Origin of the sequence: Actibacterium ureilyticum (assembly GCF_002285435.1) — a bacterium.
Classification (GTDB): Bacteria; Pseudomonadota; Alphaproteobacteria; order Rhodobacterales; family Rhodobacteraceae; genus Actibacterium_C; species Actibacterium_C ureilyticum.
The window spans coordinates 131481-145012 of the sequence record NZ_NSBT01000018.1 but is presented as its reverse complement, the minus strand read 5'-3'; the positions used below and the strand labels follow the sequence as shown (position 1 = coordinate 145012).

13 protein-coding genes are annotated in these 13532 nt (G+C 64.2%); 9 read left to right on the top strand and 4 right to left on the bottom strand.

All coding sequences use genetic code 11. The features are described 5' to 3' along the window. The first annotated feature begins 379 nt into the window (after positions 1-379). Entirely contained in the window at positions 380-1252 is an 873-nt protein-coding gene (locus tag CLM60_RS03575) for a ribokinase (protein WP_095587798.1), read from the top strand. Here CLM60_RS03575 and msrA read toward each other — a convergent pair. Then, the gene (msrA, locus tag CLM60_RS03570; protein ID WP_095587797.1) at positions 1249-1914 is read right to left on the bottom strand and encodes a peptide-methionine (S)-S-oxide reductase MsrA; all 666 of its coding nucleotides are present in this window, start codon (positions 1912-1914) and stop codon (positions 1249-1251) included. The genes CLM60_RS03575 and msrA overlap by 4 nt on opposite strands. Before the next feature lie 156 nt (positions 1915-2070). Here msrA and CLM60_RS03565 point away from each other — a divergent pair, with 156 nt between their 5' ends. After that, entirely contained in the window at positions 2071-2784 is a 714-nt protein-coding gene (locus tag CLM60_RS03565) for a sulfotransferase-like domain-containing protein (protein ID WP_095587796.1), read from the top strand. Here the strand turns inward: CLM60_RS03565 and CLM60_RS03560 are convergent. Then, positions 2781-4004, bottom strand: coding sequence for an argininosuccinate synthase (locus tag CLM60_RS03560; RefSeq protein ID WP_095587795.1), 1224 nt, complete (start codon positions 4002-4004; stop codon positions 2781-2783). The genes CLM60_RS03565 and CLM60_RS03560 overlap by 4 nt on opposite strands. A 107-nt stretch (positions 4005-4111) precedes the next feature. On the opposite strand from CLM60_RS03560, the gene ilvA reads away from it, so the two are divergent. Next, a complete protein-coding gene (ilvA, locus tag CLM60_RS03555; protein ID WP_095587794.1) occupies positions 4112-5338 on the top strand; it encodes a threonine ammonia-lyase IlvA in 1227 nt (408 codons plus the stop codon). Between the two features lie 9 nt (positions 5339-5347). On the opposite strand, the gene CLM60_RS03550 is transcribed toward ilvA, so the two are convergent. Next, entirely contained in the window at positions 5348-5671 is a 324-nt protein-coding gene (locus CLM60_RS03550; RefSeq protein WP_095587793.1) for an Hpt domain-containing protein, read from the bottom strand. A 147-nt stretch (positions 5672-5818) separates the two neighbouring features. Between CLM60_RS03550 and CLM60_RS03545 the strand changes: the two genes are divergently transcribed. Further along, entirely contained in the window at positions 5819-7102 is a 1284-nt protein-coding gene (locus tag CLM60_RS03545) for a PP2C family protein-serine/threonine phosphatase (protein ID WP_095587792.1), read from the top strand. On the opposite strand, the gene CLM60_RS03540 is transcribed toward CLM60_RS03545, so the two are convergent. Continuing rightward, the gene (locus tag CLM60_RS03540; RefSeq protein WP_095587791.1) at positions 7099-7545 is read right to left on the bottom strand and encodes an NUDIX hydrolase; all 447 of its coding nucleotides are present in this window, start codon (positions 7543-7545) and stop codon (positions 7099-7101) included. The genes CLM60_RS03545 and CLM60_RS03540 overlap by 4 nt on opposite strands. 75 nt (positions 7546-7620) lie before the next feature. Here CLM60_RS03540 and hslO point away from each other — a divergent pair, with 75 nt between their 5' ends. From hslO to CLM60_RS03515, 5 genes are all read left to right on the top strand, one after another. After that, on the top strand, positions 7621-8604 hold the full coding sequence (gene hslO / locus CLM60_RS03535) for an Hsp33 family molecular chaperone HslO (protein ID WP_095587790.1): 984 nt from the start codon (positions 7621-7623) through the stop codon (positions 8602-8604). A 7-nt stretch (positions 8605-8611) separates the two neighbouring features. Then, entirely contained in the window at positions 8612-9205 is a 594-nt protein-coding gene (locus CLM60_RS03530) for a CoA pyrophosphatase (protein ID WP_095587789.1), read from the top strand. Beyond that, positions 9202-10353: a CCA tRNA nucleotidyltransferase gene (locus tag CLM60_RS03525; RefSeq protein WP_095587788.1), complete on the top strand. Its 1152-nt coding sequence runs from the start codon at positions 9202-9204 to the stop codon at positions 10351-10353. Before CLM60_RS03530 ends, CLM60_RS03525 begins: the two co-directional genes overlap by 4 nt. 86 nt (positions 10354-10439) lie before the next feature. Beyond that, entirely contained in the window at positions 10440-12287 is a 1848-nt protein-coding gene (locus CLM60_RS03520; RefSeq protein ID WP_095587787.1) for an ABC transporter ATP-binding protein, read from the top strand. Next, complete coding sequence (locus CLM60_RS03515; protein ID WP_095587786.1) at positions 12284-13495, top strand: class I SAM-dependent RNA methyltransferase; 1212 nt, start codon at positions 12284-12286, stop codon at positions 13493-13495. Before CLM60_RS03520 ends, CLM60_RS03515 begins: the two co-directional genes overlap by 4 nt. Positions 13496-13532: the final 37 nt, after the last annotated feature.

Sequence of the window (13532 nt, the reverse complement as noted above, 5' to 3'; positions counted from 1 at the left end):
TCGGGTCTCGAAGTAAGTTACCATTTACTTACAACGGCAGTTCCAGCTGCCGTGGCTTCGGCCAACGGCGGGTGTGTGCATGCACATATTCCCGCCGACCGAAGCGCCACCGCTCATAAGAGCGAACAAAAACTATCTGCCTTTGCATATGGCGCCTCCTACATCTAATGGGCTTCCAGGTTGGTCCTGGCACCATCGGGCGCCTCCCGCGCCCAATTCTCTTGGGCGGTAGACACTAGATGTAGTATTTGGCGTCAGCCTGAGTTCATATTATCGAGGTATGCGTATGCCTGTGAAGCGAAAAAACCATCTCATGGTCGAATCTTCGAGCTTGACTTGGTAGTGTTTGGAGGCTCGCGCTGACTCAAGAGGACTAGTAATGGCGATCTTCAACCTCGGCTCGATCAATGCGGATCATGTCTATGACGTGCCGCATCTGCCCGCGCCGGGGGAAACGCTGGCCGCGACGCGGTTTACCACCGGGCTGGGCGGCAAGGGCGCGAATATGTCCGTGGCCGCCGCCCGCGCGGCCGCGCATGTCCAGCATATCGGTGCGGTTGGGGCCGATGGGCGCTGGGCGGTGGACCGGCTGCTGGAATACGGGGTCGACACACGGCATATCCATCAGATCGACACGCCAACGGGCCATGCGATCATTGCCGTGGATGGGGGTGGCGAGAATTCAATCATTCTCTATCCCGGCGCAAATCGGGTGATTTCGACCGATATGATCGGTGCCGCACTGTCCACCGCGCAGGTGGGCGATACGCTGGTGATGCAGAACGAAACCTGCGGTCAGGTTGAGGCGGCGGGCATGGCCGCCGATCTGGGGCTGCGCGTGGCCTATGCCGCGGCGCCGTTTGACGCGGATGCCGTGGCGGCGGTGCTGGGGCGGATCGACCTGCTGTTTCTGAACGCGGTGGAGGCCGCACAACTGTCCGACCATCTGGGCAAACCGCTGGAGGCGCTGGGCGTGGGCGATGTGATCGTGACGCTGGGCGGGGATGGTTGCCGCTGGATCCATGCCGCCGACGGGACCGACCGGCATTTCGATGCGATCCCCGTAACGCCGGTCGATACCACCGGCGCGGGCGACACATTCACCGGCTATGTGCTGGCGGGGCTGGATCGCGGGATGCCGATGGCGCAGGCGATTTCGCTGGCCACACGCGCCGCGGCGCTGATGGTGACGCGCCACGGTACGGCGGATGTGATCCCGGACCTGTCCGAGGTGCAGGCGTTCCGCCCCTAGTGGGTCAGGAACGGCGCGGCGTCACCCCACAATTGTTTCACGCGGGCATCGCGGCCACAGGCGGCGCGGTACCGCTTATAGGCTTCGGCCTTGGATTTCGGGCCGAAGCGCGTGATCACCAGATCGGATTTCCTGTAATAATCCTGGTGATAGTCTTCGGCCTTGTAAAACGCGCCTGCTGACAGGATCGGGGTTACGATCTGACGGCCCAGCGCATTCGCGGCCTCGGCCTTGGCGGCTTCGGCAGCGGCCTTTTCCGCCTGGTTAGAGACGAAAATCGCTGTGCGATAGCTGTCGCCCCGGTCGCAGAACTGGCCGCCCGCGTCGGTGGGATCGACCGACCGGAAGAACAGCCGCAGGATCTGGTCATAGCTGATCTGATCGGGGTCATAGGTGATCGCGACCGCCTCGTAATGGCCGGTTCCGCCGCGCACCACCTGTTTGTAACTGGGGTTTTTGACCGTGCCGCCGGTGAAACCGGAAACGACCTCTTTCACGCCTTTGACCTTTTCGAAATCGCTTTCGACGCACCAGAAACAGCCGCCCGCGACAATGGCGGTTTCGGTCGGCGCGGCGCGGGCGCTTTCGCACTGGATCAACAGGCCGAATGCGATGGCCACGATCAGGGTCAGGCTTTTGATGTCTTGCAGGGCGCGGGTCATGTCGGTTCTCCCATTGCGGATGCGGACACCCTAGCGCACCGCGCCCCGTTGCCGGAATTGACAAGCCCGTGACATCACGAAGCTTCGATCCATTGCAACAATTGATCCCGTCCCGGCTTGGCCCTAGCGTGCGCGGAACAACAGGATGGAGATGCCATGCGTATTGCAATGTGGTCGGGGCCGCGGAACTTGTCGACGGCGATGATGTATGCGTTTGGCGCGCGGGGCGATTGCGCGGTCTGGGACGAGCCGCTTTATGCCGCCTATCTGACGGCCACCGGGATCGACCACCCGATGCGGGATCAGATCATCGCGGCGGGCGAGCCCGACCCGGATCGTGTCATCGCGCGCTGTTTGGGGCCGGTGCCGGGGGACAAGCCGCATTTCTATCAAAAACACATGACGCAGCACATGATCGACGAGGTCGACCGGGGTTGGATCGGCGATGTGGTCAACGTGTTCCTGATCCGCCATCCCGCGCGGGTGATCGCCAGCTATGACGCCAAGCGCGAGAACCCGACGCTGGACGATATCGGTTTTCCGCAGCAATTGTCCCTGTTCGAACAGGTGCAGGCGGCGGGTCACAAGGCCATCGTGATCGACAGCCACGATATCCGCGCCGATCCCGAGACCATGCTGCGCAAGCTGTGCGCCGCCATCGGGTTGGATTTCGATCCGGCGATGTTGCGTTGGGAGCCGGGCGGCCACCCCGATGACGGGGTCTGGGCGCCGCATTGGTATGGCGCGGTTCATAAAAGCACCGGCTTCGCGGGGGCCGAGGGGCCGCTGCCGCAGGTGCCCGCGCATTTGCAGGATGTGCTGACGCAGGCGCTGCCGATTTACGCGCGCCTGCGTGAAATGGCGATCTAGCCCAGCCGGCGGTTCCGCGCGGCCAGCAGCTTCAGCCGCAGGGCGTTCAGCTGGATGAACCCGGCGGCGTCCTTCTGGTCATAGGCACCAGCGTCATCCTCGAACGTCACGTGCGCTTCGGAATAGAGCGAGTGATCGGACCAGCGGCCCACCGTGGTGGCCGACCCTTTGTACAGTTTCAGCCGCACGGTTCCGGTCACGTGTTCCTGGCTCTTGTCGATCAGGGCTTGCAGCATCTCGCGCTCGGGGCTGAACCAGAAGCCGTTATAGATCAGCTCGGCATAGCGCGGCATGATGCTGTCCTTTAGGTGGCCCGCGCCGCTGTCCAGCGTGATCTGTTCGATGCCGCGATGCGCCTCGAGCAACACGGTGCCGCCCGGGGTTTCATAGATGCCGCGCGATTTCATGCCGACAAAGCGGTTTTCCACGAAATCCAGCCGCCCGATGCCGTGCTTGCCGCCCAGCTCGTTCAGCTTCGTCAGGATCGTGGCGGGCGACATCGCCTGGCCGTTGATCGACACCGCGTCGCCCTTCTCAAAGCCGATTTCGATGAATTCCGGCGTATCGGGCGCGTCTTCGGGGTTCACCGTGCGCTGATAGACGTAATCCGGCGCCTGTTCGGCGGGGTCTTCCAGCACCTTGCCCTCGGACGAGGTGTGCAGCAGGTTCGCATCGACGCTGAACGGTGCCTCGCCGCGCTTGTCCTTGGCGATCGGGATTTGGTTCTGCTCGGCGAAATCCAGCAGCTTGGTGCGGCTGGTCAGATCCCATTCCCGCCACGGCGCGATGACCTTGATATCGGGGTTCAACGCATAGGCGCTGAGTTCGAACCGCACCTGGTCATTGCCCTTGCCGGTTGCGCCATGCGACACCGCATCGGCCCCGGTTTCGGCGGCGATCTGCACCAGACGCTGGGAAATCAGCGGCCGCGCAATGGATGTGCCCAGCAGATACAGCCCCTCGTACAGCGCATTGGCGCGGAACATCGGGAAGACGAAATCGCGGACGAATTCCTCGCGCAGGTCTTCGATGAAGATGTTCTCGGGCGCGATCCCCAGCATCTCGGCCTTTTTGCGGGCGGGCTCCAGCTCTTCGCCCTGGCCCAGATCGGCGGTAAAGGTCACAACCTCGCAGCCATATTCGGTTTGCAGCCATTTCAGGATGATCGAGGTGTCGAGGCCACCGGAATAGGCCAGCACGACTTTCTTGGGGGCGGACATGCGTCTCTCTCCAGTCATTCGGGTATCGCGTCGCGATTAGCGGGTTTTACCGCCAAGGACAAGCCGCCGCACTTGCGCTTGGGGTGTGAACCGGCCAAAGCTGCCGCATGAATGAATTCGTCGAAAAGGCCCGCGCCGCCGAACAGGCCATGCGCGCGGTGTTCCCCCCCACCCCGCTGCAGCGCAATGTCCATCTGTCGGAACGCTTTGGCGCCGATATCTGGCTGAAGCGCGAGGATCTGAGCCCGGTGCGGTCCTACAAGATCCGCGGCGCCTTCAACGCGATGCGTAAACAGCCCGGACAGGATCTGTTCGTCTGTGCCAGCGCGGGCAACCACGCGCAGGGCGTGGCGTTCATGTGCAAGCATATGGGGGTGCGCGGGGTGATCTTCATGCCGGTGACGACGCCCAAGCAGAAGATCCAGAAAACCCGTATGTTCGGCGGCGATAATGTCGAGATCTTCCTGAAGGGCGATTATTTCGACGACACCCTGGCCGAGGCGCAGCAATGGTGCGACCGCGAGGGGGGCTATTTCCTGTCGCCTTTCGACGATGACGACGTGATCGAGGGGCAGGCCTCCATCGCCGTCGAGATCGAGGATCAGTTGGGCGGCGTGCCCGATCACATCCTGTTGCCGGTGGGCGGTGGGGGCATGTCGGCGGGCGTGGCCACCTATTTCGGCGACCGGACGCATTGCATCTTTGTCGAACCGGCGGGCGGTGCGTGTCTGCGTGCCGCGCTCGAGGCGCGAACGCCGGTCATGCTGGACCGGGTCGACACCTTTGTCGACGGTGCCGCGGTGGGCCGAATCGGCGACCGGCCCTATGCGCTGCTGCAGCACACGCCGCTGTCGGACACGGTCACCATCACCGAGGATCGCGTCTGCACCACGATCATCGAGATGCTGAACCTGGAAGGCATCGTGCTGGAACCCGCAGGCGCCCTGTCGGTCGAGGCGCTGGCCGAGTTTCAGTCATTCCTGCGCGGGCGGCGGGTGGTTTGTGTGACATCGGGCGGCAATTTCGATTTCGAACGCCTGCCCGAGGTCAAGGAACGCGCCCAGCGCCATGCGGGGTTGCAGAAATATTTCATTATACGCCTGCCCCAGCGCCCCGGCGCGCTGCGCGATTTTCTGGGCAATCTGGGACCGGCCGACAACATCACGCGGTTCGAATACATGAAGAAATCGGCGCGGAACTTCGGTTCGGTCCTGATCGGGATCGAAACCAACGACCCGGCGAATTTCCCCGCGCTGTTCGCGCGGCTGGATGCGTCGGGCATGGTCTATCAGGACATCACCAATGACGAGCTGATGGCGCAGTTCGTGATCTGAGCCGCGCATTCAACTGCTGAACCGTTCGGCCAGGCCGGTCAGGAATTCGGTTTTCGACTGGCGGTATGTGCCCAACAGCGTGTCCAGCTCGCCCGTTTGCATCGGCGCGGCCTGGTCACCGTTGTGGCAGAGCGCGGCGAAAGTCCGAAACCCCAGGCTCAGCGCCGAGCCTTTCAGGAAATGCAGCGCGTCCAGCAGATCGGCGACCGGTGTCGCGGTCGACAGGGTCGACAGCGTTTCCTCGACCTCGTCCAGAAACATCGTGACGACCTCGTTAAAGGCTTCGCCGCCCACCTCGTCCCGCAGGATACTGACCCTGTCCCAATCGATCATGATACGCGTACTCCCCTCCGGTTACTTCAGCGGAAGCTAGCGGGCACGCATTAACAAAGCCTAACGCTGGTGAAGAAGAAATCTCGCATTTTCAGTTTCACCGCTTGTTAACGAAACCAACGTTAAGAAGGGCAAAGCCAACGAGTGATGCCTGTGACGCAGCTGACCTATGAAACGTTCAAGACGAACGCGCACCCGCCGCCCCGGACGGAATGTGTGCGTACGGTGCTTCTGGTCGATGACAGCCGGGTGCAGCGGCGCATCCTGAAGGTTCTGCTGGTCAAATGGGGCTATAACGTGATCGAGGCCGGATGCGGCGAAGAGGCGATGGAAATCTGCCGTCACGAGCCCATCGATTTCATCATCAGCGATTGGGTCATGCCGGGGATGTCGGGGCTGGATTTCTGCACCCAGTTCCGCGCGCTGGACAAGGGCCGCTATGGCTATTTCATCGTCCTGACGTCGAAATCGGAAACCGACGAGGTCGTGCATGGGCTCGAGGTCGGGGCAGACGATTTCCTGATCAAGCCGATCAACGCCCCCGAATTGCGGGCGCGGCTGCTGGCGGGCGAACGGGTTCTGGTGATGGAGCAGGAGCTGTCGGCCAAGAACCAGATCGTCGGATCGGCGCTGGCCGAGTTGCAATCGCTTTACGATTCCATCGAACGCGATCTGGAACAGGCGCGCAAGATCCAGGATTCGCTGGTGCCCGAGCGCAGCTGTCGCATTGGCCGGTCCGATGTGTCGATGCTGATGAAGCCCTGCGGCCATGTGGGCGGCGACCTTGTCGGTGTGTTCTCGCCCGGGCCGAACCGGCTGGGCATGTACAATATCGATGTCTCGGGCCATGGCGTGACATCGGCCCTGATGACGGCGCGGATCGCGGGGTATCTGAGCGGCCGGTTCCTGGACCAGAACATCGCCTTGGAAAAGCGATTCGACCGGTATTATGTCCAGCGCAGCCCCGAAGAGGTCGCGCAGATCCTGAACGAACGGCTGCTGTCCGACGAAGGGGTCGAGGAATATTTTACCATGGCCTATGCGGTGGTCGATCTGCGCAATGGCCGGGCCAGCATCGTACAGGCGGGCCATCCGCATCCGGTCATCCAGCGCGCCGACGGCACGGTCGAATTCGTGGGCACCGGCGGCCCGCCGGTCGGGCTTTTGCCGGACCTGCTGTTCGAAAGCTTCGAGGTGATGCTGCAGCCGGGTGACCGGCTTATTTTTCACTCCGACGGCATCACCGAAAGCACGGATACCGATGGCCGGATGCTGGAAGAGGACGGGCTGGCAAAGATGCTGCGGGATTTGTCGGACCGCAGCGGGAACGAAATGCTGGACGACCTGTTCTGGCAGGTCACCGCGATGCACCCCGAAAAGCCGATGGCCGACGACGTTTCGGCCATCATGCTGGAATATGCCGGGCCTTAGCGGACCATCCCCAGAAACCGGCGCAGCATCAGGCGGTCGCCGGGGTTGCCCAACTCTTCGACGGCGGCGTCCAGCGACAGCCAGATCGCCCGGTGTCCCGGCTCTGTCGGTTCTGATAGCGGCCGCACGGGTCGCGCCAGATAGATCTGGCACAGCTTTTCGGCCCAGATGTCGTATTCCGGCATGAAGGTGAACCGCCGGAACGCCCCCAGCCGCCGCAAGGGCGCGATCTTCCAGCCGGTTTCCTCGACCGTTTCGCGGTGCAGCGCCTGCAAGGGCGATTCGCCGGGATCGACACCGCCGCCGGGCAGCTGGAATTCCGGGAAGGGCTGGGATTGGTGCGTCACCAGAAGCGCCCCGTCACGCGGCAGGATCGCATAGGCACCCGGCCGCAGGCGATAGCGCCGGCCGGTTTCGGCCGGTTCCCCGATGCGTCTGATCATGAAACCCCCTTGGTCCGCCGGTTGTGTGCCCTATATAGGCGCGGTATGCCAAGACATGGCGCATAAGGAAACCCCATGACACTCGGATCTCGCATCGCCTGGGACGATACCGTCCTGCCCTTTCAGCTGGAAAACGCGGATATTCGTGGCCGCGTGGCGCGGCTTGACGGCGTGCTGGACCAAATCCTGGCACAGCACGATTACCCGCGCGTGATCGAGGCACTGGTAGCCGAGATGGCGTTGCTGACCGCGCTGATCGGCCAGACGCTGAAGCTGCGCTGGAAACTGTCGTTGCAGGTGCGCGGCGACGGGCCCGCCCGGCTGATCGCCACCGATTACTATGCCCCCAGCAAAGAGGGCACGCCGGCCCAGATCCGCGCCTATGCCAGCTATGACGCCGAAAGGCTGCGGACCGATGCGCCGGGGCTGTCGCAGATCGGCAAGGGGTATTTCGCGATTCTGATCGACCAGGGCGACGGCATGGTGCCCTATCAGGGGATCACGCCGATCGAAGGAACCTCGCTTGCGACCTGCGCCGAGACCTATTTCGCCCAATCCGAACAGTTGCCCACGCGATTTGCGCTCAGCTTCGGTCAGTCCACGCTGCCGGGACAGCCCGAAAGCTGGCGCGCGGGCGGCGTGATGCTGCAACACCTGCCCAAGGCATCGCCCTTTGTCGCGACCGATGGCGGCTCGGGCGAGGGCGGGTTGCTGAACGCGCACGATATCGTCGATGGCGAGGATGCGGAAAACTGGAACCGCGCCAATATCCTGCTAAGCTCGGTCGAGGATATCGAGCTGGTCGGGCCCAAAGTGCAGCCGACCGAGCTGTTGGTGCGCCTGTTTCACGAGGAACAGCCGCGTGTGTTCGACGCCCAGCCGGTGCAGTTCGGCTGCACCTGTTCCGAGGATCGCGTGCGCCAGACCATGTCGATCTATTCGGCCAAGGACATCGCGTACATGACCACCGATGAGGGCATCGTCACCGCCGATTGCCAGTTCTGCGGCGCCCATTACGAGCTGGACCCGAAAACGCTCGGGTTCCAAGCCAAGGAATAGCGGCGCCATGGATGTGGTCCAAAGGCTGCAACGGGCGCTGGGCGCTGACGGTGGCGCGTCGTCGGATTTCGACCTGAACCCGGGGATCGCACTGCCGCCGGGGCGCAAGCTGCGCGCTGCCGGGGTGCTGGTGGGGGTGCAGGATGCGCCGGGCGGGCCGCAGGTCATCCTGACCAAGCGATCCTCGCGGTTGAAGCACCATCCGGGACAGATCGCCTTTCCCGGCGGCAAGGTCGACCCGACCGATGCCGACGTGACCGCCGCCGCCCTGCGCGAGGCGCAGGAGGAAATCGCCCTGCCCCCCGGACATGTTCAGGTTCTGGGCCATCTGCCGACGCATGAAACCGTCACCGGCTTTCTGGTCACGCCGGTATTGGGCTGGATCAGGGGCACATTCGACGCCATGCCCGAGGCCGGCGAGGTTGACGAGGTCTTTGCCGTGCCGCTGGCGCATGTGCTGGAACCGGCCCGGTTTTCGGTCCAGTCCCGCCGCTGGCGTGGGCAGCGGCGGCATTATTACACCGTGCCCTATGGCCCCTATTACATCTGGGGGGCGACCGCGCGCATCCTGCGCGGGCTGGCCGACAGGATGGCGCCATGACCCGGATCGACGCGCCCTGGATCCGGTCGCCCGAGGTTCAGTCGGTCTGTGCCATGCTGACCGCAGCGGGGCATCAGGCGCTGTTTGTCGGCGGCTGCGTGCGCAACGCCCTGCTGGGCGCCGGGATCAGCGATATCGACATTTCCACCGATGCCCGCCCCGACCGGGTGATGGAACTGGCCGAGCAGGCGGGGTTGAAGGCCGTGCCGACGGGGATCGACCACGGCACGGTCACGGTGATCGCCGATGGCCACCCGTTCGAGGTCACGACCTTTCGCCGCGATGTGGAAACCGACGGTCGGCGCGCGGTGGTGGCCTTTGCCGACCGGATCGATGAAGACGCCCATCGACGCGATTTCACGATGAACGCGCTTTATGCCACGCCCGAGGGCGAGATTCTGGATCCGCTGGGCGGTCTGCCCGACCTGCAGGCGCGGCGCGTGCGGTTCATCGACGAAGCCGAGGCCCGCATCCGCGAGGATTACCTGCGCATCCTGCGCTATTTCCGGTTTCATGCCTGGTATGGCGATCCCGAAATGGGTTTCGACCCCGAGGCGCTGGCCGCCTGTGCCGCGCTTTCGGACGGGTTAGAGACACTTTCGAAGGAACGGATCGGGGCCGAGGTCAAGAAACTGCTGGCTGCGCCCGACCCCGCGCCCAGCGTGGCAACCATGGCACAGGCGGGGATCCTGGGCCGCATCCTGCCCGGTGCCGACCCGCGCGCCCTGCCCATTCTGACCGCGTTCGAGGCCGCGACCGACCTGTCGCCCGACCCGATCCGGCGGCTGGCCGCGCTGAACGGGCCGGAATGCGCCGATCTGTTGCGCCTGAGCCGGGACGAGACCCGCGCGCTGGCCGCTTTGCGTGACGGGGCCACCGGAACGGCCGTGCCACGGGCGCTGGGCTATCGTCTGGGTGTCGCGGCGGCGCGCGATGCGGTGCTGTTGCGCGCGTCGCTCATGGAATCGCCCCTGCCCGCGGGCTGGCCGGACGATATCGCCACCGGTGCGGCGGCGGAATTTCCGGTAAAGGCCCGCGATCTGATGCCGGATTACCAGGGTCCGGCGCTGGGAGCGAAACTGGCCGAGTTGGAAGACCGCTGGATCGCGTCGGGCTTCGCGCTGGACAAGGAAGCGCTGTTGCACTGACGGCGGGAATGCGCTTGGTTGTTTTCCTGCGGTTACGTTAGCGCTATATCCAGAACTCGTTTCTTTAAAAATTCACAGGTCCGGTGATGTTCCGGTTTTTCGAAAATCTGGTCGATCCTTACGTGGCTTACCGGCAGACGGATATGCCGCCGCGCAAGCTGTGGCCGTTCATGCGGGACTATTCCAAGCCATTTCACCGGATTTTCGTGGTGGCGGCGGTACTGTCGGTGCTGGTGGCCGGGGTCGAGATCGGGTTGATCTGGTACATGGGCCGGGTCGTCGATGTGCTGTCGACGGGTACGCCCGCGCAGGTCTGGGACGCCCATGGCGTCGAGCTGATCGCGATGGCGGCGTTCATCCTGATCCTGCGGCCGCTGTTGCAGGGGCTGGATGTGGCCATCTTGAACAACGCGATCCTGCCGAATTTCGGCACGCTGATCCGTTGGCGCGCGCATCGGCACGTCCTGCGGCAATCGGTTTCCTGGTTCGAAAACGATTTCGCGGGCCGGATCGCCAACCGCATCATGCAAACCCCGCCCGCCGCGGGCGAGGCCGCGTTTCAGGTGTTCGACGCGATCACCTTTGCGCTGGCCTATCTGGTCGGCGCCTATGTCCTGTTGTCCGAGGCCGATATGCGGCTGGGCGTGCCGTTGTTGATCTGGTTCCTGCTCTATGCTGCGCTGGTGCGGTGGACGATGCGGCGGGTCGGGCCGGCGTCCAAGGCCTCGTCCGATGCGCGCAGCCTGGTCACGGGCCGGGTTGTCGATGCCTATACCAACATTCATTCGGTCAAGCTGTTCGCCCATGACGACCGCGAGATGGACTATGCCCGCGACAGCATCGAACAGGCGCGCAAGACCTTCGCCGCCGAGATGCGGATTTTCACCGTGATGGATGTGGCGCTGACCTTTTTGAACGGGCTGCTGATCATCGGCGTGGTGGGCTGGGCGATGGCGCTGTGGATGCAGGGCACGGCCAGCGTCGGCGTCGTTGCGGCGGCGACCGCGCTGACGTTGCGGCTGAACGCGATGACCGGTTGGATCATGTGGGCGCTCAGCAGCTTTTTCCGCTCGCTCGGGGTGGTGGCCGAGGGGATGGAAACCATCGCCCAGCCCATCGCGCTGGTCGACAAACCGTCTGCGCCCGATCTGGCGTTTCAGCGGGGCGAGGTGCGGTTTCAGTTACTATCCCACCATTATGGGCGTGAAACCGGCGGGTTGAGCGATATTGATCTGGTGCTGAAACCCGGTGAAAAACTGGGGATCGTCGGCCGGTCGGGCGCGGGGAAGTCGACCTTGGTCAAGCTGCTGCTGCGGTTTTACGATGCCGACAAGGGGCAGATCCTGATCGACGGTCAGGACATCGCCGGGGTTACGCAGGACAGTCTGCGCCAGAAGATCGGGATGGTCAGCCAGGACAGCGCGCTGCTGCATCGGTCGGTGCGGGACAACATCCTGTACGGCAAGCCCGAGGCGAGCGAGGCCGAGGTCATCGCCGCCGCCAAGCGGGCCGAGGCGCATGAGTTCATCCTGGAGCTTGAGGACCCCGAGCGGCGTCGCGGCTATGACGCGCATGTGGGCGAGCGTGGCGTGAAACTGTCCGGCGGGCAGCGGCAGCGGATCACGCTTGCCCGGGTCATCCTGAAGGACGCGCCGATCCTGGTGCTGGACGAGGCGACAAGTGCCCTGGACAGCGAGGTCGAGGCCGCGATCCTGGACACGCTTTACGACATGATGGAGGGCAAGACCGTGATCGCGATTGCGCACCGCTTGTCGACCATCGCGCATATGGACCGGATCGTGGTGCTGGATCAGGGGCGCATCGCCGAGGATGGCCCGCACAAGGCATTGTTGGCGCAAAATGGGCTTTACGCCCGGTTCTGGGCACGTCAATCAGGCGGCTTTATCGGGACCGAGGACGAGGCCGCTGAATGAAGCTGACAATCGAGCGTTTGGGCCATCACGGCGACGGCATCGCGCCCGGCCCGGTTTTCGTGCCGCGTACCCTGCCGGATGAGGTGGTCGAGGGCGCGGTCGAAGACGGGCGCATGGCGCAACCATCGGTCGTGACGCCCTCGCCCGACCGGGTGCGGCCCCCCTGCCCGCATTTCCGGGGCTGCGGCGGTTGCGCGTTGCAGCACGCGTCGGATGTGTTCGTCGAAGCCTGGAAAGCCGCGGCGGTGACGGCGGCGTTGATGGCGCAGGGGCTGGATGTGCCGATTGCGGGTGTCGTGACATCGCCGCCCCGGTCGCGGCGGCGCGCGGTCCTGTCGGGGCGGCGGACGAAAAAGGGCGCGCTGGTCGGGTTTCACGCCCGCGCCTCTGACACCATCGTGGCGATCCCGGATTGTGAGCTGTTGCGGCCCGAGCTGATCGCCGCCATTCCTGCGTTGGAACAGATGGTCGTGGCGGGTGCCTCGCGCAAGGGCGAGGTCAGCATCACCATCACCCTGTCCGAGGCCGGTCTGGATATCGCGGCGACCGGCGGCAAGGACATGGATCGCGCGCTGTTTTCCGCGCTTGCCGGGCTGGCGGAACAGGGCGATTGGGCGCGATTGAGCTGGAATGGTGACGTTGTCGTCACCCGCAAGCCGCCCACCCAGCGTTTCGGTCCCGCCCGTGTCGTGCCGCCGCCGGGCGCGTTCCTGCAGGCAACCGCGCATGGCCAGCAGGTTCTGACCGATGCCGTTCTGGCCGCCGCCGACGGGGCCGTGCGGGTTGTCGACCTGTTCGCCGGATGCGGGACGTTTTCCCTGCCTCTGGCGCAATTGGCCGAGGTACACGCGGTCGAGGGGTCGGCCGAGATGACCCAGGCGCTGGAACAGGGCTGGCGCCAGGCGCAGGGGTTGAAGGCCGTCACCGTCGCGGCGCGCGATCTGTTCCGGCGGCCCCTGCTGCCGGACGAGTTGAACCGCTTCGACATGGCCGTGCTGGACCCGCCCCGCGCGGGCGCCGAGGCGCAGGTGGATCAGATCGCCCGGTCGGACCTGCAAAAGTTGGTCATGGTGTCCTGCAACCCGCAAAGCTTTGCCCGCGATGCGCGGCGGCTGGCCGATGCGGGCTTTACCCCCGGCCCGGTCACGGTCGTGGATCAATTTCGCTGGTCCCCGCATATCGAGCTGGTTTGTTCATTTCTGCGTTAGGTCACGCAGAAATCTTGCTGCGTTTTCGATTGGAAAC

Excerpts from the sequence above, each read along its gene's own strand:
- CLM60_RS03575 (WP_095587798.1), top strand. The coding sequence starts at position 380 with ATGGCGATCTTCAACCTCGGCTCGATCAATGCGGATCATGTCTATGAC.
- msrA (WP_095587797.1), bottom strand. The coding sequence starts at position 1,914 with ATGACCCGCGCCCTGCAAGACATCAAAAGCCTGACCCTGATCGTGGCC.
- CLM60_RS03565 (WP_095587796.1), top strand. The coding sequence starts at position 2,071 with ATGCGTATTGCAATGTGGTCGGGGCCGCGGAACTTGTCGACGGCGATG.
- CLM60_RS03560 (WP_095587795.1), bottom strand. The coding sequence starts at position 4,004 with ATGTCCGCCCCCAAGAAAGTCGTGCTGGCCTATTCCGGTGGCCTCGAC.
- ilvA (WP_095587794.1), top strand. The coding sequence starts at position 4,112 with ATGAATGAATTCGTCGAAAAGGCCCGCGCCGCCGAACAGGCCATGCGC.
- CLM60_RS03550 (WP_095587793.1), bottom strand. The coding sequence starts at position 5,671 with ATGATCGATTGGGACAGGGTCAGTATCCTGCGGGACGAGGTGGGCGGC.
- CLM60_RS03545 (WP_095587792.1), top strand. The coding sequence starts at position 5,819 with ATGCCTGTGACGCAGCTGACCTATGAAACGTTCAAGACGAACGCGCAC.
- CLM60_RS03540 (WP_095587791.1), bottom strand. The coding sequence starts at position 7,545 with ATGATCAGACGCATCGGGGAACCGGCCGAAACCGGCCGGCGCTATCGC.
- hslO (WP_095587790.1), top strand. The coding sequence starts at position 7,621 with ATGACACTCGGATCTCGCATCGCCTGGGACGATACCGTCCTGCCCTTT.
- CLM60_RS03530 (WP_095587789.1), top strand. The coding sequence starts at position 8,612 with ATGGATGTGGTCCAAAGGCTGCAACGGGCGCTGGGCGCTGACGGTGGC.
- CLM60_RS03525 (WP_095587788.1), top strand. The coding sequence starts at position 9,202 with ATGACCCGGATCGACGCGCCCTGGATCCGGTCGCCCGAGGTTCAGTCG.
- CLM60_RS03520 (WP_095587787.1), top strand. The coding sequence starts at position 10,440 with ATGTTCCGGTTTTTCGAAAATCTGGTCGATCCTTACGTGGCTTACCGG.
- CLM60_RS03515 (WP_095587786.1), top strand. The coding sequence starts at position 12,284 with ATGAAGCTGACAATCGAGCGTTTGGGCCATCACGGCGACGGCATCGCG.